Below are 21,488 nucleotides of genomic sequence, written 5' to 3' on the forward strand. Positions count from 1 at the left end.
ATGGCGGTCGGCTTTCATCGGGCGGTCGGCGCGGTAGCCGCGACGGGGGCGAGGGGCGGGTAGTCGAGCCACGGGTCGCGGAGGGCTTCGAGGCGGCGTTGGGCGTGACTGGGATGCGACACACGGAAGTACGCCATGACTCTGGGCGTCGAGGTGTGGTTGCGGCCCACCGCGTGCGGAACGAGGTGGTGCATGAGCAGGACGTCGCCAGGCTTGCCCAGAAAGGCTGTTCCGCTCTCGGTGTCGATCTGCGGGGGAACCTGCTCAGTGACGCCGAGCGACCACTCGGAACGGAACCACCGGGCCATGGCCTGGTGCCCGCCGGGCAGGTACCGCAGCGCCCCGCCGTCCGGATCGCTGATGTCGGAGAGCACCACGCCGACGAGCAGTGAGAAGGTGCGCAGTTCGTCAGGATCGAGATGCGGGCAGGCGACTCCGTCGATGTGCATCGCCTTCTCGGGCTGTGACGTTGGCAGTGCGTCCTCGGGTATCCGGATCTGGATCTGCGTCGTGGTGACCGGCTGGAGGTCACCGAGTAGATCGGTCGCCAGTTCCTCCGCTCCCGAATCCGAGAACAGGCCCAGCAGGTCCGGGTGTTGGCCGAGTTCGGGTGCGAAGGTGCGTTGCGTGTACGCGGAGATCTGCGAGGCGTCCATCTCCTCGCGGACCCAGCCGTCGATGAGGGACGAGGCTCGGGCGATCAGGTCGTCGGGTACGAGGCCGCGTCGGACGGCAACGCCGTCCCTTGCGAAACCGGCCTTCTCTTCATAGGTGAGGGACATTGGTCCTCCGAAGGGTGTCCGGGACATCGGTATTGGGGGCCGCAAGGCGGGCGAGTACCTCCGCGCCAGCGTCCACGGCGCTCGCGATGATCGAGTGGCCGGCGGCGGCGCTGGCTTTTCGGGGATCGCCGCCGATGATGCCGAGTGAGGAGATCGCCGGGTCGCCGGATGACCACGGCCACGCGGTGCCGCGTCGGAGTATGAGCCGCTGAATGTCCTCGCGTCGGCCCGGATCGGGGGTGTGGTCGGCAGGGATTCGGCCGAGGTGCACCGTGTCCGGGGCGAGGGCGAGCATCATCGAGGTCTCGCGGACACCCGCGTGGATCTCGGGCAGCTCGCTGACGGTGGCCTCGGGCGACAGCGAGACGGGGTTGATGACGCAGACGGCGATGCCGTGGGTCTGCTGGAGTTCGTAGGCCAGCGTTTCGAGGACGCCGCGGTTTCCGCCGTGACCGTTGACGATGAGCAGCCGACGGGCGGTGGTGGAGCTGACGTACTGACCGACGATGGTGTCAAGCAGGCCGCTGAATGTCGTGATGTTCAACGAGACGACGCCGGCCGACCACGCGTGCTCCGGGGAGAGCCCGTATGGCAGGGCAGGCAGGGCCCACAGGTCGTGGTGGTCGCTGTAGCGTCCGACCAGCATCTGGGCAAATCGTTCGGCTATGACGGTGTCGGTATTGAGCGGCAGGTGGGGGCCGTGCTGCTCCGTCGAGCCGATCGGCAGGACCAGGACCGAGTGGCGGCTGAGCCGCGCCGAGACGTCCGGCGCGGTCAGCTGGTCATACGTGCGCGATCTCCCGGTTTCCCTCATGTCCGGCTCCGGCGGCCCATCCGGATGAGGAACTCGTTCTCCTCGCCGAACGTGTCGTCGTCGCTGAACTCGGCCAGCGTCGTCTTCACCCTCGACTCGAACTCGCCCAGGCGGGCGCCGAACAGGTGCGGAGCCGCGAAGGAGGTCGAGTACAGGTATCCGAGGATGCTGTCGGCCGTCCAGGTGCGCTGGACCGGAACCCGTACTTCCTCGACCTGGTTGAAGGGTGACTCCTCCATGATCTCGCTGTACGGGCGGTTGTGGTGCTGGAAGGTCCCCTGACCAGCGCGCCGTTCCTCGCCGAGGAACTCCTTGATGACGCTGCGGACGGCTTCCTTCCAGGGACTTCCCGCCGCCCAGAAGCTGTTGTCGCCGAAGATGGCGACAGCTCCGTCCGGGGCGACCTGCGCGTCAAGACCGGAGAGAACCGCTGCCTGGTCGAGCCAGTGGAATGCCCGGCAGATCGTCACAAGATCCGCGCGCCAGCCGGACGGCGGCGTGAACTCCTCGGCCGTGCATTCGACGAGCGACAGACTCGCGCCTTCCGGAAGCGCCGGGCGGAGCGCCGACTCGGCGGCGGCGAGCATGTCGGCGTCGTTGTCGATGGCGATGATGTCGTCGAAGCGGTCCAGGAGCGCTTCCACGACAAGGCCCGTCCCGGTACCGACGTCCAGCAGGCGGCGCGGGCGGTCGGTGGCCGTCGCCCGGTCCAGGACGTCGGCCACCTCGGCCGGGATGCCCGGACGGTACTGCCGGTAGAAGCCGACGGTGCCGGTGAACAGGCTGTTCATGGGATTTCCTCCGTGCGTGAGAATGCTTTGACGTGCTTGGCTGCGGCCGAGAGGTCGTCGGCGACGAGCACACCGTGATCAACGATTAGATCCGGCTCGGGAGTTGGTCGGCCACGCGATATCCAGACGGCCCCAAATCCGGCGTTGACGGCCCCGACCACGTCACAGGCCCAGTCGTCACCGATGTGGAGGATGCGCGCCGGATCCACCGCGCAGTGTTCGGCGACCGCGAGGAACGCCCGCCGATCCGGCTTGGCGTAGCCGATACGGCACGAGGGGAAGAAGTCGCTCACCCACGGCGCTGTGCGACGCCGGAGCCCGTCGGTGTCCGCGTCCGCGCAGGTCACGTTGGACAGGGTCACGACCGTCGCCACCTCGCTCAGCACGCGCAGGGCGTCCATGGTCCCGGGGAACAGCGTGAGGGGAGCCGGTGGTAGATCCCGAGGGAAGTCGGCGGGTGCGACCTGCAGGGCCTCGCACACGTCGGCCACGACGGCGTCGCCGAGCGACGGTTGCGTGTGCAGGCGGTCGCGCATGATCTCGCGCGCCTGCTTCGCCGGCAGGGGGGATGCCGCGGTCAGCCGCATCGTGAGGCCCGGGCCTTCCGCGGTTCCCAGCGTTCCGCCGACGTCGACGCTGATGAGGTGGGGGCACCGTCGGGTCACGCGGCACCCCTCGCGGGAGGCAGTGCGGAGACGATGGCCGCGATGCGGGCGCCACGGATCTCACGCGTCGTGGCCTCGGACAGGAAGGTGAGGGCGTAGCGCAGTTCCGCGTCGTCCAAGGCCTCGAGGATCCGCCCCTCGGCTTCGGCGGCCGACTCCAGGTCCCCTGGTGCCGTTTGCGGACGCAGGCCGTGCGGCAGGTGCAGTGTCCCGGACCAGCGCGCTCGGAGCGCCGGTACGGTTCCGGGGTCCGTGGGGTGCAGGACGGTGACGTCGTCCAGGGTCATGATGCGTACGGGGATGTTCGTACCGTCCAGGTCGAGACGTCCGGACAGGAAGGTGTCGTGCCCGCCGAGGCGTTCGGTCAGCACCAGGAGCGGTCCGTCGGGCGTGCGCCCCACGGATCCCTCGACAGGGAGGCTTACTGATGTTCGCGGCATGGTGTCCTCCTCGGGATGGTGCCGAGACCGGGAGCTTCCGGCAGGCGTAGGTGTCCGTGTTCGGGGAGCCAGGTGTGGTCGTAGAGTCGCTGCCGGCCCGGCTCCCACTGAAGGCGGTACTCGATCGCGGGGACGGCCTCGGGGAACGCGGCGGCAAGGTGGATGCCGGGGACCAGCGAGCGGCCATGCGGATAGACCGGCACCTTGCGGGCGCGAGCAGCTGCCAGGACTTCGACAGCCCTGGTGAGACCGCCGCATCCGACGACGTCGAGTGTCAGGGCCACAGGGCGGGTCGTGTCGAGCACGGTGGCGGGGTCCTCGCGGAGCGAGAGGCGCTCGCCTATGGCCACGGGCACGGGCGTCGATGCCAGTCGGTCGTATGCCCGTAGATCGTGACGCGGCAGAGGATCCTCCAGCCAGATCAAGGCGGACGGATCGACCAGTCCAGCAAATGCCATGGCCAGGGAGGGAGTCCACGTACCCACAGCGTCCACGGCGATCCGGACCCCTGTTTCCTCGGCCGCGTGTTCCACAGCCCTGGCGAGAGCCCGCGCTGCCCCCGTCGCGTCGTGTGGTGTTCGGCAGCGGAGCCCCCACTTGGTGAAGGCCCAACCGCCTGCCAGGACTTCGCTCAGGACCTCCGACTCGACAGGGCCGGTCAGCTCCTGTGTCAGCCACGACGCGTACGCCGGTACGGATCGGCGCGCGGTCTTCGAAGTCAGGAGGTCCGCCACCGGACGACCGTCAAGGCGCCCGTGCAAATCCCACGCCGCGCAGTCGATGGCACCCATGGCCCACGGGGCATGCGGATCCGAACTCGCGACCGCCGGCCCCAACAGGCACTGGCGGAGCGCCTGATGGTCTGTGGCATCGGCTCCGATCACGGTCGGCGCGAGGACCTTGTCCGCGTAGGAGGCGATGGCAGTACTGACGGGGCCGTACCAGCCCGTCTCCCCAGCCGCGTGAAGGGCGATGAACGCCGTGTCATCACCCGTGGGTTCGATGTCCCGTACGTCGACGACTTCGATCCGGTCGATGCGGATCGCGCTCGTCACGCCGCCTCCCGGACCGCGAGAAGGCGATTCGCCGCCTGGGCCAGGCCGGCCGGGGTCAGGCCCAGCGTGTCGGCCAGTTGTGCCTGGGGCATCGGGCCCGTCGGCTCCTGCCAGCCGACGACCTCGATCGGACGGCGGAGCCTTCCCGCCAGCAGCCCCCAAACGGCGGCCGGATGGCCGAGGGTGACCACGAGAACAGCGGCGTGCCGGCCGAAGTAACGAACGATGTCCGCGTCGGACAACCCTCGCGGCCACGTCTTGGGGTCACCCAGCACGGTCAGGTCGAGGAGATTCACCACCCGGACGCGGCACCCACGGTTTCCGCGAAGCAGCGGGATCGCTTCAGCGGCGACGGCCGCCGGGAGGTCGCCCGCGGTGACGATGGTGATGTCCGGTTCGCCGTCATCGCTCAGATGCGGCCAGACGGCGAGCCCGTACGCCTGCTCATCGTGCACCGTGTCAGTGGGGTGGGCGGTCGCGGTGTGCTTGCCCGCCACGACGACGTTGACACCTCCATCCGAATGGAGCACCTCTTCCAAGACGACTGCGGTACGGGTCGGATCGGCAGGTGTGAGCACTCGGACAGCGGGGTCGCCCATGGCCAGGAGCGCTGTGGCGAAGGACGGATCTCCGTGCGTGAAGACGTTGTTCCAGCCGTACGACGTCAGAAGCAGGTTCAGGCTGGGCAGAACCGGCGCCGCCGCGAGGCGGCGCTGTTTGAGGTGAGCAGCGACTCCGCTCAGCAGCAGCGGAGCGAAGGCTTCGTAGGAGACCAGGACTCCGCGACGGCCGCTGGCTGTCCAGCCGGCGAGCCACTCCAGCAGGACCTCCTCAGCCAGCAACTCCTTCGTCCAGGGTTCTCTGGCCAAGCCTCCGAGACGGTTGGAGGCCAGCTCGTCCGGGCTGAACACCTGGAACCCACCGTCCGCAGCGTGGTCGCGGATCACGGTGGTCACGGCGCCGGCGAACGTGCCAAAGCCCATGTAACCGAGCGGCGTTCGGCGATCGGCTGGCCTCTGTTCGGCGTGCGTCGGGCGTAGTCGGCACCACCGGGCCGCTGCCATCGCACGAGCCAGTCCGCCCAGCGGGCGCCCGTCGGGATCGAACAGCTCGTGTGGCGAGTACTGGGCGAGCCACCGCTCCAGGAGTTCCAGCTGGTCGGCCACGCGTCCGGGGGCTGACAGCGGAGTCTTGTGGGCGCGCGGGGTGCCGAGAATCCGGCGGCCTTCCACCGTCTCCGGTCCACCCCAGCCCTTCATGCACCGTAGGAAGACGGCGACACGGCGGCCACGGCTGGTCGCGTCCAGGGCCTGCTGGAACACGTCGTGAAAGGCCGCGTGCTCCTCCTGGGAGCCCTCGACGACATGCACCACTCGGGCGTCCCAACCCTGACCGGTGGCGTACGCGCGCAACTGGTCGTCGGTCATTCCTCCCAGCAGGCTTCGACCGCCCATCCGGAATCCGTTGACGTGGATTACGGGGAGAACCTGTGCGGCCGGCACGACGCCCGTCGCCAGCCACGAGGCCGCCGTCGTGGGCGTCTCGCATTCACCGTCCCCGACGACGGGAACCAGAACGCGGTCGGGCGCGTCGAGCGCTGCACCCTGGGCGAACGCCAGCGCACCGCCGAGCCGCCCTCCGAGGTAGTCACCGGCCCACAGGGCGGGATGGACCTCGGCACCGAGCCCGTCGACATACGGGAACGCCCGTGAAAGCCGAATCAGACCGTCCACGTCAGGCGTGAACTGGGGGCGGATCGCCTGGAGTTCTCCGCTGAGCCAGGCCATCGACAGCTGGACGATCCCCGCATGGCCGGCGCCGAGGATCGGCACCACATCCAGCGACGGGGACGTCCGGCCCGCGGCCAGCGCGACATGCGCCAGTGCCCAGGCCGTGCCCGGAACGGTGCCCCAGTGACCGGAGGGGTCGGGCTTCACGTGCTCGTGGGACAGGGGCTCGGAGAGCAGTACGTTCCCACGGAGGTGCAGCTGGCACACCGAGGCGTATGTCGTGGCTCGCCAGAGGGCGTCGGCCAGGACCGCGGCTTCGGCCATCACCCACCGACCAGGCTCTCGCCGGCGAAAGTGAAGTACCACAAGGGCCGGTAGCACTCCCACGCCACGGGACGCAGACCGCTGGAGCCCATGATCTCCTCGATGGCCCTGCGAGCCTGGAGGAAGAACTCCAGCTCCTGGGCACCCTCGGACCGCAACCCGGCCATGATCGAGTTGTGGGCCTGGTACACCTGGAAGTTCGGGAACTCCGTGACATACGGCGCGAGAGCCGCGACACCCTCGCGGAGTGCTTCGAGTCCGTCTAGGCCGACGATGTACGTGAACGAAGTGCCGTGGCCGACGCGCAGCGCGCGCTGGAGTACCTGCGCCATCTCGGAGGTCGCGAGTGTGGCCTTGCTGGCCTTGAGCAGCAGGTCGCGCCGGGTGAAGCACTCGGCGGTGAGACGAAGCACGAAGGGGGACGCGTGCGTGGCGAGGTCCTCGAACGCTTCCTCGGTGCGCAGCACCGAAGTGAGGAAACCGATCCGTGCGTTGATGTTGTGCTCGGTGAGCACGCTCCGGAGCGATCGGAGGTGGTCGGTCGCTGCCCCCTCGCGTTCGAAGCAGCCGGTCGAGACAGTGATCTCACGAAGTTCGGTCAGGTCGCCGCGGGGATGCTGTTCCGACATCGCCGCCAGCAGCTCGTTCAGCTCCCGCTCCTCCGACAGACGGGGATCAGCGGCGGCCTCCAGGGTGTTGGGGCAAAAGGCACATCCGACACAGCGGCTCCGGGCGTTCGGGTTGAGCGTCGCCGCTCGGCCGCCGTCACGGAAGTATCCGCCAACGGCCTCGTCAGCATCGATGCGTTCGACACTGCCTATCGGCTCACCGCCGAACGTCAGCTGTCCGTCCTCCAGACGGAACGGCGAACGAGCCGCGTTCAGAGGGACGATGACCTGCCAGGGCACGGACGGAGCGGTGGCAAGGCGCACCAGCACGCGTGCCCGGTGGCGTGGGATGTCCGACGAGATCCCGTGCAGGTTGATGGAGATGAGCAGCGCGTCCTCGACGGGAACCGCGTATCGGGCCGCGAGGCGCTCAACAGACGTGAGCGAAGCCGTTGATGCGGGTAGTTCACCAAGCACTGCGGACATGCGCGCACTCCATCCCAGCCAGCCGTATGGGGGTTCTGGTTCTGCATCGGCGGCCCGTTCCACCTCGGGGCCGATGAGAGAAGAGCGTGCTGGAGAACACCGGGACGGCAGAACCGCATCCCGGGACGATCCGAGGACGTCTTGGGACGTTTCAGGGGCGAGCGAACTCGCGAAGCTGAACCATGAGGGCGTCGACGTCGCTCAGGTCAGGCAGAACAAGGTGGGCGCCGGCTTGTCGTAGCTCGTCTTCGCTGTTGACTCCGGATGCCACCGCCACGATGTGCGCGCCTGATGTGATGGCGGCATCGACATCGCGGGGGGTGTCGCCGACGAGCACCACGGCGGTGTCGTCCGGAAGGTCGTAGACGGCCCGGACCCTGCTCCGCGCCACGTCCACCAACGCCGCCCTGTCAGCGGAGTCGGCACCGTAGGCGCCGACTCCGAGGTCCACGAGGGCGTCCAGTCCGAAGGCGCCGAGTTTCACCCGCGCGTTCGCAGCGATGTTCCCCGTAAGGACGGAGGAGACCATGTCGTCCTCCTCTGCCACGGCCTTGAGGGCTTGGCGAACTCCTGGCAGAACCCGGCCCCGCTGGTTGAGGTCCGCTTCACGGCCTGCCCCTGCCGCCTCCAGCGCGACCAGCGCGTCTTCCCACTCAGGCGGTTCCAGGCCGTGATCGTGGAACATGCCCGCGATGATCAACCGGTCCGTCCGACCCTCCGTGCGTGCGGGACGCACCGGCGCCCGACCGGCGAGAGCCGTGAACGCGGCGGCATAAATCTCTTTGCTGACACCGGCGTTGTCGATGAGGGTGTGGTCGATGTCCCAGAGCACGATGAGCGGCATCCTGCCAGCGTAAGCACACCGCTCGCGTACTCTCGCTGAGCCGGTCGTCCTTGCGAGTGTGACCATGGGTGCGATTGGATTATCCGAGTGAATGAACGATTGCGCTCGGCACTCGTCCAGCGGGGGATCACCGAAGAAGATCTCGCCGAGTTCTGTTCCGTCGACCCCAAGACTGTGGGCCGCTGGCTCTCCGGCCGGGTGCCCCACCGCCGGCACCGCTTCGTCGTCGCGAAACACCTGCAAGTGGACGAGGTCTACCTCTGGCCGAACGACCGCCAGCGACCCGTGCACCTCGAAGCACTACGGTCAGAGATCGTCGAGGTCTACCCGAACCGCGCCAGCGTTCCCAGGGACGTCTGGATCTCCCTCCTGCTCGGCGCCGTGAAGCACATCGACGTCCTCGTCTTCTCCGGTACCTTCTTCGCCCAGACCAACCCACACATCGCCCGCATGCTGCAGGAACGTGCACAGGCCGGAGTCAAGGTCCGACTGTGCTTCGGCGATCCATATGGAGAAGCGGTAGCCGTCCGGGGCCGCGAGGAAGGGATCGGTGACACGCTCGCCGCGAAGATCCGGGCGTCACTGACGTACTACCGCGCCCTGGTCGGCGCCCCCGGCTGCGAGGTACGGCTGCACGACACGACGCTGTACAACTCGATCTTCCGGTACGACGATCAGTTACTGGTCAATCCGCACATCTGGGGCCAGCCGGCAAGCGCCAACCCGCTCTTCCAGCTCCGACGCACGGACGGCACCGACTGGTGCGACCGCTACACCGAGAGCTTCGAAGCCGTATGGAACACCGCGCGCCCTTGGGCGCCCGACCGTCAGGAGCACCACCAGCGTGGGCAGGACTGAGTACTACAACGACCCGATGGCACCCAAGGCCAACACCCTGATCCCAGCCAGCAACCTCCTCGTCGTCAACAGCGAAGGCGCGATCCTGCTCCAGCGGCGCCGCGACACCGGACAGTGGGCCCTGCCAGGTGGCGCCCAGGACATCGGGGAGAGCCCCGCGCAGTGCGCCGTGCGCGAATGCGAGGAGGAGACCGGCATCGTCGCCGAAGTCACCGGGTTCCTCGGTGTCTACTCCAACCCGGCGCACATCATCGAGTACACCGATGGAGAGATCCGGCAGCAGTACGAAGCCGCCTACATCGGCCGCCCGGTCAGTGGCGCTCCGACGGTGAACGACGAGGCCGACGGCGTGCGCTGGGTTCTGCCAGAGGAACTCGACGGCCTCGACATCCACGCGAGCATGCGGGAGCAGATCAGCCACTACCTCTCCGGCGAATACCCGTATCTGGGCTGAGCCGGGCCTATACCGTCAGCCCAGCCGCGTCGGCTCGCGCCTGCACCCGCGCCACACTCTCGTGGATGGCGGGTGCGGCTCTGCGGATGAAGCGTCCGACCACGCTGTCCGTTCCGTAGCGACCGAGGATCTCGTCCACCCGCGCATACGACGTCGTTGGCGATCCGTCGGGAGTGGTGGTCATGTCGCAGTACACCAGGGCATCCACCAGGACTTCGTCGTCCAGCTGCGGAAACTCCCCCGCCAGGATCTCCCGCAGCCCACGTTCCTCGGCTTCGAGCAGGGCGAAGGAATGGTTGGCCACCAGCCGCACGACCCGCTCTTCCACCCCAGGCAGCGTTCGCAGGTGGCGAGCCCCGTCCAGAGGGTGGAAGCCCGTCAGCGCCACGACCGGCGCATACCCGATGTCGTGCAGCACCGCGGCTGCGACCAGCGCCTCGCCATCATCTCCGAGTGCCGGCGCCAGCCACTCGGCACGGGCCGCCACCCCGCGAGTGTGAGCCCACCGGCGAGGCAGGGACTCAGCGAGCAGGGACTCCGCGAGTTCGTATGCCCAACCGACCACAGCCATGGCGCGAGCGTACCTTCCGATCACGCGGCGGAGCAGGGATCAGGTGTGTCGGCTCCGTCGTCAACCTTGCACGGGATGTCGCGCCTGGCGGGAGACGTCGTGTCTGCTCACCTCTGGGTCCTTCTCTCGGATGTCGAATCGTTCAGAACAAGGCTGGCTGGTTCAGCGGCACGTTCTCTTCGGAGTCGGCCGGGGCTGGTACACGCCCGGAGCGCTCGTTCTGCAGGTCCCACAGTTCACGGAACAAGCCGTCGCGCTGGGCTAGCAACTCGTCGGGAGTGCCCTGCTGGATCACACGCCCCTTGTCCAATACAACGACGCGGTCTGCGACGGTCACGTTGGTGAGCCTGTGGGTGACCAAGACGACCGCGCGGTCGGCGGCGAGGCGGCGCAGTCCGGTGAAGATGCGGTGCTCGGCCCTCGGGTCGAGGGCAGCCGTCGGCTCGTCCATGACGAGCAGTCCGGCCGGCCGATGGAACGCCCGGGCGAGCGCGATCCTCTGCCACTGCCCACCGGACAGTTCCTGACCGCCCCACCACTCCTTGGCCAGCAGGGTGTTCAACCCGCTGCGCAACCCATCGACGACCTCGTCGGCACCTGCGGCACGCGCTGCGGCGAGCACCGCGTCGTCTCCTTCCTCGGTGGACTGGCCGAGGGTGATGTTCTCCCTCGCCGACAGAGGCCAGTTCGCGTAGGACTGCGGTACGACCGCGACACGGTTCCAGGCGGCATACGCGTCCAAGTCCCTGGTGTCGGTGCCGTCCCAGGAGACGGCTCCTTGATCAGGTAGGTACAGCGCTGAGAGGATCTTGCTAAGGGTGGTCTTGCCTGAGCCGTTCTCGCCGACCAGCGCGACGACTTCGCCTCGCCGGACCTCCAGGGACACGTCGTGGAGAGCGGGTCGGTCGGCGCTCGGGTACTTGAAGGTGATGTTCTCGGCGCGGACGACCATGGGCGCGGTCGGCACCCGAGGGCCGCGGTCGATGCGGTGGCCGCCGGCTTCGTCGATGAAGTCCGCCCAGTCGTCCAAGTACATTCCCGTGCGGAAGAGTTGGGCTCCGTAGCCGACGATCCCGTCCAGTCCCGCGCTGACGCGGCCCAGCGCGAGGAACGCGGTGCCGAGCGCGGCGACCGTGATCTGCCCGGCGGACACCAACAACGCCAACGCCACCCACACGACCGCGTGGGCGAGACCTCCCGCGGCCCCACCCACAAGGGAGATCCTGGCAGAGCGCCAGCTGGCCTGGTCGGTCGTCGCGTCAATCCGCGACCCAGCCGTGCGGTACTTGTCGAGCAGGAACGGAGCCATGGTGCCCGAGCGGACTTGGTCGGCGGTCTGCTTGTCGACCATGTACCAGCGCAGCATGCCCAGTAGCCGCCGGTCCTTCGACGTGGCAAGCGAGGCGATGTAGCTGATACGCGCTGCCCTCACGCTGGCCAGGCCCTTCGGCAGGGCCGCCGTGACGAGCAGAGGCAGAAGGATCGGGTGCACAGCGGTCAGAACGGACGCTGAGGCGATCAGCGATGCCGATGCGGCGAGGATGTACTGGGCTTGGGTGAGAAGGTCCCTGGACACCTCCACTCCCCGGTCGGCCGCGTCCCAGCGGTCGTTGTATCCGGGGTTGTCGTACGCGGCCAGTTCCGCCTTCGTCGCCGCGTCCAGGAGCTTGAGTTCGGCCTCCCGGGCGATACGCGGGGCCAATCGGGCCGACAGCGCGGTGGAGGCAATACCCACCAGGGCGCGCAGACCGATGGCACCCGACAGGACGACAAGGGAAGGTATGGCGGCGCGGAGCTGGTCGCCGCTGATGTGCTGCGAGGCGATCAGCGGCTTGATCACCCCGGTGGTGGCCATCAGCCCGAACGCCTCCAGCACGCCGGAGAGGAGCTGAACGCCGAGCAGCGCGATGACCGCGGTGCGGTCTACCTGCCAGCCCAATGCGAGGGAGCGGCGGATCAGCTGGGGCAGTCGCTTGGCCATCGAGCGGGTCGTGATCGCGTTGGCAGCCTCGATGCGACGATCGCCGGGGATGACGAACTTCAGTTCCTCGTCCGAGACCTCCGACTCGTCCGTCGGCACGGTTGTCCCGGCGGGCTTTGGGATGGTTGTCATCAGCTCCAGCCCTCCGTGGACTTGTGGTGCCCGACCAGGGGAGTACGGGATCCCAGCGCCGCACGCCGTTCGCGGATGAGTAACGGGTGCGGGCCGGTCACGGTTCGATGCGCCAAGAGGTCCCCCTGTGTGGTGTAGGTGGTTGAGGTTGTCGCTCGTCGGTCGTTTCGCTCGGCACGGTGGGAAGCTGACGGCTGGTCACGCCGTGCCTCCGCTCGCTCCGAGGGCGGTGAGCTCGTCTTCGAGGCCCTCAAGGTCGCCGAGCAGGTGGCGGATTGCGATCTGGCGCTCACGCCAGTAGCGCTTCAGATCCGTCTCCGCCTCTCCGGGCAGGTCGTACTCGGCCGTGGTGGCCCCGTAGAGGCTGGACAGCATGTACAGCAGCGCGATCCGAGCGGAGGCCCGCACCTCCCGAATCGGAAGGCTGGGGTGCTCCGAGCGGTAGGCCCTGGCCATGGCCAGGGCGCAAGCGGCCCACTCGGTGCTGGTCGCGACCGTGCGCGGATCGAACGCCGCCCGCCCCAGCTCCCAGGCCGGCAGCGCGCCGGCGCAGCGGAAGTCGATGACACCGGTGACGGCGTCGGCGAGGGTGATCAGATTGGTGCGGGTCAGGTCCGCGTGCAGTGCCTGTTCGAGCAGAGTCTCGGGGAGATGAGCCCTCAACCGGGGGACGTGTGTGCGCAGGTCCTCACGCCGCTGGTCGAGGTCGACACGCAGTTCATCCAGATGGTCGTGGCCTTGGCGCCTGGCCCTGGCCATCACGGTGTCGCATCTCGCTACCGCGTCCTCGACGGGCTCGGTCCGCCAGCGGGTGTGCTGCACGCGCCTGGGCATCGGGTACGCAGCGAGCGCACGGTGCATGCGCCCCATGACGACGCCGATGTGCTCGGCGAGCCGGATCGTCATCGCCGACGAGGTCACCCGGCCGGGAGCCTCGTCGACCACGGCCCATGCGCTGCCTCCCGCGATGGTGACCAGGTTGTCGTCGGCATCGTGCCACACCCGTGGAACGGGAAGCCTCGCGGCCCGGCAGTACTCCGACATGTCCCACGCGTTGCGTGCCGCGTCCAGGTCAGCCATCGAGCGGTACTGCTTGACGAACAGCCGCACCCCGTCGTCCGTCAGGACTCGCCGGTTAATGGTGTCTGTGCCCATGTGCACCGGTTCGACGACATCAGCGACCAGCCCGTACCTTTCCTCCAACACTTCAGCGGCGAGCGTCTCGCCCCAGCCTGCTGCGTCCATTCAGATCACCGACTGCCGTGCACAGAGAGACAGCGGTCCGTGCGAACCGTTCCAGAGAAGGTGTTCACGCACGCCACCCGCCCCACACGCTCTTGCCGGTCTCCAGACGCAGGTTCTCCAGCATGGTGAGTGCCTCGTCGACCAGTCCGATGGCGCGCTGCCTGATCCCCCAGTCCAGGCAGTCCAGGGCATCCAGTGCCCCGTACGTCCGGCACGCGATCTGTTCCTCCTCGGTGAGTGGGCGGCCGTATCCGTGGTGGAAGGCGGTGTTGAGGTCGGGGCGGTTGCACAGGATCCGGTAGCGCAGTCGGCTCAGGTCGCGGTAGGCGGCGGGCCGAAGTTCGGCGCGTTCGAAGTCGATGACCCGCAGGCACTGCTCGGTCTCGTCCCACATCCAGTTCTTGGGCATGTAGTCGCCGTGTTGCGATACCGAGGGAAGGCGGGGAGGAGCCTCCCTGGCGAGCGTGCGCACCATCGCGACGTCGTGTTCCGGCGCGTTCCTCGCCGTACGGCCCAGCAGTCGGGCGACCGTCTCGTCCCAGGCCTCCTCGGTCACTTCCGGCATCGACTCGTCGGCCGCCGCGGTATGGAACCGGGCGAGCAGTTCGCCGGCCTGCTCGTAGGCCGCCCGTTCCTGCTCGGCCGGCAGGCGCAGCGTGTCGAGGCCGCGTCCGGGCACGGCGGTGACCAGGACGGTGCGCGTCTGCGTGTCCGCGGAGACCAGCTCGGGGGCGCGGTCTGCGCCCAGGGCCATGGTCCACTTCTCGTACGCGGTCACCTCGCGTCGGTGGAGCTTCGCGCCCGCGTGGCACTTCCCGAACCACCTTTGGCCGCCAGGCCCGTTGACCTCCCAGACGGAAGGCCGGATGTCTCCGGGCCGGGGATGCTCGGCGACCACCGCGTACGTGTCGGTCGCCGACTCCACCAGGTGGTGGAGCGCGCTGGGCATGTCGGTCAACGGTGCGCCCTTCCGCTCGCCGGGCCGCCCGACCGCGCCACGACGAGTGACAGGTCGGACGCGCTCAGTGTCCTGTTGTGGGGGAGTAGCTTGCCAAGGGCCACTGACAGTGCGGCCTGAGCTGGTCATCTTGGGCTCGGGATGCGATGAGCGGGTCAGGCGGGCACTCACAGAAACCAGAGATCCTTTCGTGGGGAATGGGTCACGCGCGCGCCAGCCACCGCTGCCGCTCGGTATCAGTGACCAGGCCGTGATGGTGGTCGATCTCCAACTGGGCGAGGTGGGCGTAGTGGGCGACCACCTCGGCGCCGAGGGCGTCCTGCGCGAGGGCGCTGTTCCGGAAGGCGTGGAGCGCCTCTTGGAGAGTGGATGGCACCGCTACGGCATCCACGTCATGGGCATTGCCGGTTGCGGCCGCGCCGAGGGCGAGCTGCTGCTCGATGCCGTGGTCGATGGCCGCCAGGACCGCCGACAGAGCCAGGTACGGGTTGGCGTCCGCCCCCGGGACGCGGATCTCCAGGTGCAGGCCGTCGCCGTGTCCGACGACACGGACCGCGCAGGTGCGGTTGTCGTAGCCCCACGTCATCGTGGTGGGCGCGCACGAGCCGGGCAGGAACCGCTTGTAGGAGTTGATGTTCGGCGCGTAGAGCGGGGCCAACTCCGGCAGGACATCGACGAGTCCGGCGATGGCCTGGCGTGCGATCTGCGACAGACGCCCGTCACCGGGCTCGTTGAACTGGCTGATGCCGCCCCTCCACAGCGACACGTGCAGGTGGAGGCCGCTTTGTACACCGGTCTCCGGAGCCGCCATGAACGTGGGTGCCATCCCCGCCCCTGCACCCAGGACTCGGACCGCGTGTTTGAAGAGCAGGTGCCCGTCGCAGGCGGCTAGCGCCCCGCCGTACGGGAAGGTGACCTCCACCTGACCCGGGGCACCCTCAGTCTTGATCGCCTCCAGGGGAAGGCCGGCCGCAGCGAGCGCCCGCTGTAGGCGGCGGAAGAACCGGTGGGATCCAGGCGGGTGATCAAGCGCGTAGTCGAGGTTTTCCGTCGTCATTGGCCTCAGCCCTTGGTCTCCGGATCCGACGGCCTCCGCGTACGTGCCCTGGTAGAGCACGAACTCGGTCTCCAGGCCGGCCTTGACGTGCAGGCCGTGCCGGGCCAGCCGTGTCAGCTGTCCCTGGAGGATCTGGCGGGGCGCGACCTCGATCGGTGTGCCGTCGTGGTGCACCGCGTCGCCCAGTACGACGGCGGTGCCGTCCATCCAGGGCAGCGTCCGCAGCGTCGACAGCGCCGGGCTGACGGCCAGATCCTGGTAGCCGGTCTCCCACGAGGCCAGCGCGAAGCCGGGCACCGGGTTCATGTCGACGTCCGTGGCGAGCAGGTACGCGCAGAACTCGGCTCCGTCATGGGCGACGTTCCTGATGAAGTGCCGAGCGTCGTACCACTTCCCCTTCAGCCGCCCTTGCAGGTCGGGGATGGCCAGCAGCACCGTTCGTATCCGGCCCGCCTTGACCAGGTTCCGCAGGTCAGTGAGGGAGAGCTGGCCTTCCGAGCGGCCGTGCGGCGAGGAGTTGCGACGGGTGGCGAGGCGGGCGACCGTCCCGTTGTCGGAGGAGTGCGCGGCCATCAGACGACCTCGTCCTCATACGCGCCTGCCGCCCCGTCGAGGCTCTGGGCGGGCACCTCGTACGACCGCTTCCCCTTGAATCGCCACGAGATCCAGGCCAGGGCCAGAACTGATACCAGCGCGATCGGCGCGTAGTTGAAGGAGTCGACGCTCACCAACGCGTCGCCCTCGGGGCGGGTCTGCGGCAGGCAGAAGAGCACGGTCACGAATCCCACCCAGACGACAGCGGCCGTACCGACCGTCACACCCCAGCGGCCGAGGTTCCACGGGCCGGGCTGAAACAGGTGCCGGTTCTTGACACGGAGGTAGATCGGTATCGCGTAGGCCGGCGTGATGCCGATGACGTTGATGCTCGTGATCGCCGTGTACGCGGTCGTGCTGTACAGGCTCGGCAGGGCCAGTACGAAGGGCACGGCGACGGCGAGCCACACAGCGTGGACGGGAGTCTGGGTGCGGTGGCTCAGGCGACGCCACGTGTTGGAGAAGGGCAGGGCGCCGTCCCGGGAGAACGCGAACACCATGCGGCTGGCGGAGGCCAGGCCCGCGTTCGCGCAGAACAGCTGCGCCACGATGATCACCAGCAGGAGGGCCTTGGCGGCCGTCGGCCCGAGCGCGTCGAGGAAGATCTGGGCAGGCGGGACGCCGGTCGCGCTGCCCATGGTTCCGGCGTAGTCCTGGATCGCGAACAGCAACCCGGCGAGCAGCACGAAGCCGACGACCCACGACCAGAAGATCGAGCGGACGATACCCCGGGCCGCGCTAACCTGCGCGTGCTCGGTCTCCTCGGAGAGGTGGGCGGAGGCGTCGTAGCCGCTGAAGGTGTACTGGGCCAACAGGAGCCCCAGCAACCCGACGTAGAGGGGATTGCTCCAGCCCGTGTGGTTGGTGAACTCGCCGAACACGAAGCTCGCCGGCTGATGGTGGGAGGGCACGAACGCGAGCGCTCCGACGATGACCGCGACACCGCCGAGGTGCCACCACACGCTGATCGAGTTCAGGATGCTGACCAGGCGTACGCCGAACAGGTTGAGCGTGGCGAGCAGCAGCAGGATGACTGCGAAGATCACCAGCGTCCGTTCCGGGGTGGGGGTGAAGCCCCATTGGAGGTTGAGCCAGGCGCCGGCGAACAGGGCGGTGCCGTAGCAGCCGCCGGCCATCCCTCCCATCAGACCGAGCAGGTTGAGCCAGCCGGTGCCGTAGCCCCAGCGGGGACCGCCGAGCTTGCTGGCCATGAAGTACAGGGCGCCGGACACCGGGTAGGCGGAGGTGACCTCGGCGAGCGCGGCACCGACGACCAGCACCATCAGACCCACCAGCGCCCAGCCCCACAGCATGACGGCCGGGCCGCCCGTGGTGAGTCCGAAGCCGAAGAGAGTCATGCACCCGGACAGGACGCTGATGATCGAGAAGCTGAGCGCGAAGTTCCCGAACGGACCCATGCGTCGGGTCAGCACGGGCTCGTAACCGAGTTCCCTGAGGTACGCGTCATCGGACTTCTGCCGCTGAACGCGGCGGTGCGGAGCTGGTTGGGACACTGGAAGACCTCCAAAGGCATCGAAAGGTGAGGCAAATAGGCAGGTTCATGCCAATCGGCATTGAGTGGGCGCCGACGGTTGATCACGGGTGCGGTCCGGCGCGAGGCCAGCGCTTCCGGGCGTAGGAGAGGGATTCGGCGCGCGCCCGAAGCAGCAGGGTCTCACCGGGGTCCGCCGCTGCCGCGCCGTCGTGCGCCGAGGCCCAAGGCTCGCGTGCCGCGTAGGGGCCCATGGCCTCGAAGACCTCGGCCGCTTCGAGGTATTGATGGCCTGCCCACAACGCATAGGCGAGATGGTTCAGGTCGGCCACTGAGCACAGTTCGGGAGGCGCCTTCCGAAACCAGTCATGGAAGGCGTTCAGTGTGTAGCCGAGCGCGGGATCCTCCGCCCACTGCCGCCGCCACAGCGGATCCACCCGGGCCCGACGCTGCTCGATCTGCGCGTACGCGGGCAGAAGCAACAGAGGCGAGCCGACAGGCCTCTGACCCGCCACCGACCAGGCGAAGTCGACGACCGCCGCCAGGGAGGAAGCCCGAAGACCATCGAGGGAAAGAAGGAACTGCAGCACGCGATGGTAGGCCTCGCGGTTGTACGGATCACGCTGGTTGACCTCGTAGAGGAGCCCCCAGGGGCCGCTGGGAAGCATCGGCTCGGCGGACCTCATCCGGTGCTCCTGCCGCAGTTGCCGTGTGTCCACCTGGGCCAGGGCCACCAGGCACACCCACGGGACGGGATCGTACGGAGCGCGACGAGCCGCCAGCAGAGCCGCACGCCGCGCCCGGGTCTCGAACTCCAGCGTCCGGGGGTGCTGTTGACGGTGAGAGCGCAGCGCCCTCTCGACCGCGACACGAAGAGCCATCAGTTGCGCGTCGTAGCTGTCGGGCTCCTCTGCGAGCCAGACGTCGACCACGTCGGACCGGGCGGCGGCCACGGCCAGTAACTGGGTGCGTGACGTTCGCAGCGTCCAGTGCGTGGCCGTCTTTCCCAGCAGCTCCCGCGCCGACTTCCAACGCCCCGCCTGAAGTTCGACCAAGGCCACACGTAGGTCGTCGTCATGGCCGGCCGGGTGGTAGACGAGACGCATCAGACTCCCTCGGCCCGGACCAAGGGCCGCCGGCGAACGGGATCGGGGCCGTTCGACCGGTGCGCGCGGACTGTACGGGGAGACGTGCTCTCCGAGCTGGAAGGGAATGTCATCGGGGGCCTCAAGCAGGTTGGGGGAAGGGGCCGCTGAGTGGTTGGGACGGACCGCCGGCCGAGATGGAAGAGGGATTCGGAAGCCGAGCCGGGCTCCCTAGAAGCGAATCTGGCCGATCATGTCGGCGACGCCGGTCATGAACCGGTTGATGCTCGGGGCCATGGAAGTACTCGCCAGGAAGAACCCGAAGAGCACACAGACGATCGCGGGTCCGGGTTTCACGGACTTGTTGCGAATCAAAACGACCACGACGATGCCGAGCAGCACCACGAAGGAGATACTCAGAGCCATCAGGAGGCCGCTTCCTCCGCAGGCCCTCGCCGCTCCCGGCGAGCCTGACTCAGGGCTCGGCGCAGAGCATCGGGCCGTGTCAGCGATCGCGGGCCTTGGGGGAAGACGTGCCAGTGCATCCCCGGAGGCGTCGTGCTCTCGGCGGACGGCACGACGACGTGGCACTTCTGCCCCAGCGCGACAGTACCCGGCTCCTCCCAGCGGGCCGCGGTGCCTACGGGAACCAGGAAGTACAGCCGGGGCTCCGGACCTCCGTGGTCCAGGATCACCGCGCCGACCGGTTCGTCACCCTCGCCGAGGATCTCGATCGCGCGTCGGCCCACGGCCTCCACGGCGCGTACGGCATCCCACCACTCTCCCGCCGAGCACAGCTCGGGCTCCTCGCCGATGGGCATCCAGCGCGGCGGGTTCGCGCGGGCCGCGGGATTGTCGTCGGACATGGAAAAGGCCTCCTCACCACTGCGTGTGAAGAGACCATTCCATTCAGCAAGGTGCCCTGCGCGGACAGTCTGTCCGTGGGGTCCGTTCGCCAAAGTTCTTGACAGAAGCTCAGGTTGTGCTAATGCCCGTCCAACTACCGAACGCAGAAAGCTCGTTGGAGGGGTGGGCGTCCATCCTGAGCAGCGCGGCGGTGGTCTCGCGAACGGACGGGTGGAACCGCGTGTGGTTGGGTGCGACCTTCCGTGCGCGCTTGAGGTCCGCGAAGGCACCGTCCCGGTCGTTCTCCGCGAGCTTCGCGGAGGCCACGTCGATGAAGTGGTGGCTCGAACGCTCGCCGACGGTCGTGCTGGGCGGCGCCCACTCGCCGCCGGGAACCGGGGACCATTCGGCGAGGCGGGCGAGAGCCTGTTCGGTGTCACCCGTGTCGATCATCGCGTGCACCTCGTGAATGCGGATGTTCGTCGGGCCGAACGACATCTCGTACGCCAGGGAGTCGCGGTTGCCGGCCATGGCCGCGACCTGCTCCGCCTCCCTCAGGTAGTCGTCGGCGCGATCGGCGTTGTTCTCGCGGGCTTCAAGAACGGCAAGCTTCAGCAGTAGCGCGCCGTCGACGGCGAGCGAGTCCTCCGTGAAGGAACGTTCGGGCTGGAACCGCTCCAACTCGGTCCGCAGTCCGAGGAGCTTGCGGCGCGCCGGAGAGTACGCGCCCTGGCGCAGCATCGCTCCGGCGACGAGGTAGCCGGCGGTGAACTGCAGCAGCGGATCGCCGGAGCGGTCCGCCGCCCAACGGACACGTTCCAACGCCGTGTTCGACAGATCGTGGTGACCCATCTTGTGGGCGAGGGAGTTAACGGCGCGATAGGCGCGCGCCAGGTGCCAGAACGCCTTGGCCCGGTCGCCGTTGTCGCCGCCGAGGGCGACGTGCGTGAGTTCGGTGATGATCGGCGGCAGCAGGGGGCCCATCGGGGCGTAACGGGCGTCACGGCGCAGGGCCGCCACCTGGTCGACCTCCGAGGCGAGCACGGGAAGCGCCCGCGGAGCGACATCCAGGTCGTCGGGGCTGTCGTAGCAGAGCAGGAGACGGCGGAGCTCGGGTATGACGGCGTGGACGCCGTCCTCCGCCTCCGGCTCGCCGTAGTACGGCTGGCCGGTCAGGACCTCGGGGCCGAAGCGCAGCGCCTTGGCGAGAGCCAGCACCAGGGAGGGTGAAGCCTTGCGCGCGCCCGACTCCAACTTCTGCACGTAGCTCGGGGAGACCGCGATCTTCTGTGCCAGTTGGGCGGCAGACAGTTTCCGTGTCCTACGAGCGATACGGAGACGGTCTCCCAGCGTCAGGTTTTCACTCATCGGTGGACCTGTCCCTTCGCGATGAAGCACTTGGATCAGAGTACGGATAATGTCCAAGCCTGCGCCCTTGGTCGCCAACTGTTAACAGAGTCGATGGCCCTGCGCCCACGACATGGATCCGCGGCACGGGCCCGAAGCGGCTTATCGCTCCCTCCTGGGCCTCCGACCGCATGAACGAATCAAGACATACCGCCATGAAGCGGGCGAGAGATGAGTGGGATTGTCGCCCTCCTGTCAAGAGGTCGGCGTCGAAATACCTACGGACAGTTTGTCCGCGCGAATCCCGCAAGTGCCCGAAACCCGCCTTC

Annotated in this window: 21 protein-coding genes; 2 read left to right on the forward strand and 19 right to left on the reverse strand. The window is 68.2% G+C overall.

Translation table 11 applies throughout. The features are described 5' to 3' along the window. Positions 1–14: 14 nt before the first annotated feature. The 9 genes from PV734_RS26770 to PV734_RS26810 all read right to left on the reverse strand — a co-directional run bounded on the left by PV734_RS26770 (position 15) and on the right by PV734_RS26810 (position 8,539). Positions 15–782: a phytanoyl-CoA dioxygenase family protein gene (locus PV734_RS26770; protein WP_319292369.1), complete on the reverse strand. Its 768-nt coding sequence runs from the start codon at positions 780–782 to the stop codon at positions 15–17. Beyond that, a complete protein-coding gene (locus tag PV734_RS26775; protein ID WP_319292371.1) occupies positions 766–1,596 on the reverse strand; it encodes a creatininase family protein in 831 nt (276 codons plus the stop codon). Before PV734_RS26775 ends, PV734_RS26770 begins: the two co-directional genes overlap by 17 nt. Next, a complete protein-coding gene (locus PV734_RS26780; RefSeq protein ID WP_319292373.1) occupies positions 1,593–2,387 on the reverse strand; it encodes a class I SAM-dependent methyltransferase in 795 nt (264 codons plus the stop codon). The genes PV734_RS26775 and PV734_RS26780 overlap by 4 nt, the downstream gene beginning before the upstream one ends. Continuing rightward, positions 2,384–3,052 (reverse strand): HAD family hydrolase, encoded by a 669-nt coding sequence (locus PV734_RS26785; RefSeq protein ID WP_319292375.1) that lies wholly within the window; start codon positions 3,050–3,052, stop codon positions 2,384–2,386. Before PV734_RS26785 ends, PV734_RS26780 begins: the two co-directional genes overlap by 4 nt. Then, entirely contained in the window at positions 3,049–3,492 is a 444-nt protein-coding gene (locus PV734_RS26790; RefSeq protein ID WP_319292554.1) for a hypothetical protein, read from the reverse strand. Before PV734_RS26790 ends, PV734_RS26785 begins: the two co-directional genes overlap by 4 nt. Then, positions 3,474–4,547, reverse strand: coding sequence for an enolase C-terminal domain-like protein (locus PV734_RS26795; RefSeq protein ID WP_319292377.1), 1,074 nt, complete (start codon positions 4,545–4,547; stop codon positions 3,474–3,476). The genes PV734_RS26790 and PV734_RS26795 overlap by 19 nt, the downstream gene beginning before the upstream one ends. Continuing rightward, positions 4,544–6,601: a hypothetical protein gene (locus PV734_RS26800; RefSeq protein WP_319292379.1), complete on the reverse strand. Its 2,058-nt coding sequence runs from the start codon at positions 6,599–6,601 to the stop codon at positions 4,544–4,546. The genes PV734_RS26795 and PV734_RS26800 overlap by 4 nt, the downstream gene beginning before the upstream one ends. Continuing rightward, entirely contained in the window at positions 6,601–7,695 is a 1,095-nt protein-coding gene (locus PV734_RS26805) for a hypothetical protein (protein WP_319292381.1), read from the reverse strand. Before PV734_RS26805 ends, PV734_RS26800 begins: the two co-directional genes overlap by 1 nt. 151 nt (positions 7,696–7,846) lie before the next feature. Beyond that, positions 7,847–8,539: an HAD family hydrolase gene (locus tag PV734_RS26810; protein WP_319292548.1), complete on the reverse strand. Its 693-nt coding sequence runs from the start codon at positions 8,537–8,539 to the stop codon at positions 7,847–7,849. Between the two features lie 87 nt (positions 8,540–8,626). Here PV734_RS26810 and PV734_RS26815 point away from each other — a divergent pair, with 87 nt between their 5' ends. After that, positions 8,627–9,397, forward strand: a complete 771-nt coding sequence (locus tag PV734_RS26815) for a helix-turn-helix transcriptional regulator (RefSeq protein WP_319292383.1) — start codon at positions 8,627–8,629, stop codon at positions 9,395–9,397. After that, positions 9,384–9,851, forward strand: a complete 468-nt coding sequence (locus tag PV734_RS26820) for an NUDIX domain-containing protein (protein WP_319292385.1) — start codon at positions 9,384–9,386, stop codon at positions 9,849–9,851. Before PV734_RS26815 ends, PV734_RS26820 begins: the two co-directional genes overlap by 14 nt. A gap of 7 nt (positions 9,852–9,858) precedes the next feature. Here the strand turns inward: PV734_RS26820 and PV734_RS26825 are convergent, their stop codons facing one another. From PV734_RS26825 to PV734_RS26870, 10 genes are all read right to left on the reverse strand, one after another. After that, on the reverse strand, positions 9,859–10,422 hold the full coding sequence (locus PV734_RS26825) for an HD domain-containing protein (protein ID WP_319292387.1): 564 nt from the start codon (positions 10,420–10,422) through the stop codon (positions 9,859–9,861). A gap of 142 nt (positions 10,423–10,564) precedes the next feature. Then, positions 10,565–12,535 (reverse strand): ABC transporter ATP-binding protein, encoded by a 1,971-nt coding sequence (locus PV734_RS26830; protein WP_319292389.1) that lies wholly within the window; start codon positions 12,533–12,535, stop codon positions 10,565–10,567. 198 nt (positions 12,536–12,733) lie between these two features. Next, positions 12,734–13,780: a phosphotransferase gene (locus PV734_RS26835; protein ID WP_319292392.1), complete on the reverse strand. Its 1,047-nt coding sequence runs from the start codon at positions 13,778–13,780 to the stop codon at positions 12,734–12,736. Between the two features lie 64 nt (positions 13,781–13,844). Then, entirely contained in the window at positions 13,845–14,729 is an 885-nt protein-coding gene (locus PV734_RS26840) for a phosphotransferase (RefSeq protein ID WP_319292394.1), read from the reverse strand. Positions 14,730–14,940: 211 nt separating this feature from the next. Further along, a complete protein-coding gene (locus PV734_RS26845) occupies positions 14,941–16,368 on the reverse strand; it encodes a glutamine synthetase family protein (RefSeq protein WP_319292396.1) in 1,428 nt (475 codons plus the stop codon). Beyond that, positions 16,368–17,807: an amino acid permease gene (locus PV734_RS26850; RefSeq protein WP_319292549.1), complete on the reverse strand. Its 1,440-nt coding sequence runs from the start codon at positions 17,805–17,807 to the stop codon at positions 16,368–16,370. The genes PV734_RS26845 and PV734_RS26850 overlap by 1 nt, the downstream gene beginning before the upstream one ends. A 178-nt stretch (positions 17,808–17,985) precedes the next feature. Continuing rightward, positions 17,986–18,987 (reverse strand): hypothetical protein, encoded by a 1,002-nt coding sequence (locus PV734_RS26855; protein WP_319292399.1) that lies wholly within the window; start codon positions 18,985–18,987, stop codon positions 17,986–17,988. 210 nt (positions 18,988–19,197) lie between these two features. Continuing rightward, entirely contained in the window at positions 19,198–19,392 is a 195-nt protein-coding gene (locus tag PV734_RS26860) for a hypothetical protein (protein ID WP_319292400.1), read from the reverse strand. Further along, entirely contained in the window at positions 19,392–19,832 is a 441-nt protein-coding gene (locus PV734_RS26865) for a hypothetical protein (RefSeq protein WP_319292402.1), read from the reverse strand. The genes PV734_RS26860 and PV734_RS26865 overlap by 1 nt, the downstream gene beginning before the upstream one ends. Positions 19,833–19,941: 109 nt before the next feature. Further along, positions 19,942–21,180, reverse strand: coding sequence for a helix-turn-helix transcriptional regulator (locus PV734_RS26870; protein WP_319292405.1), 1,239 nt, complete (start codon positions 21,178–21,180; stop codon positions 19,942–19,944). Positions 21,181–21,488 lie beyond the last annotated feature (308 nt).

The organism is Streptomyces sp. AK08-02, from assembly GCF_033795085.1.
Taxonomy (GTDB): Bacteria; Actinomycetota; Actinomycetes; order Streptomycetales; family Streptomycetaceae; genus Streptomyces; species Streptomyces echiniscabiei.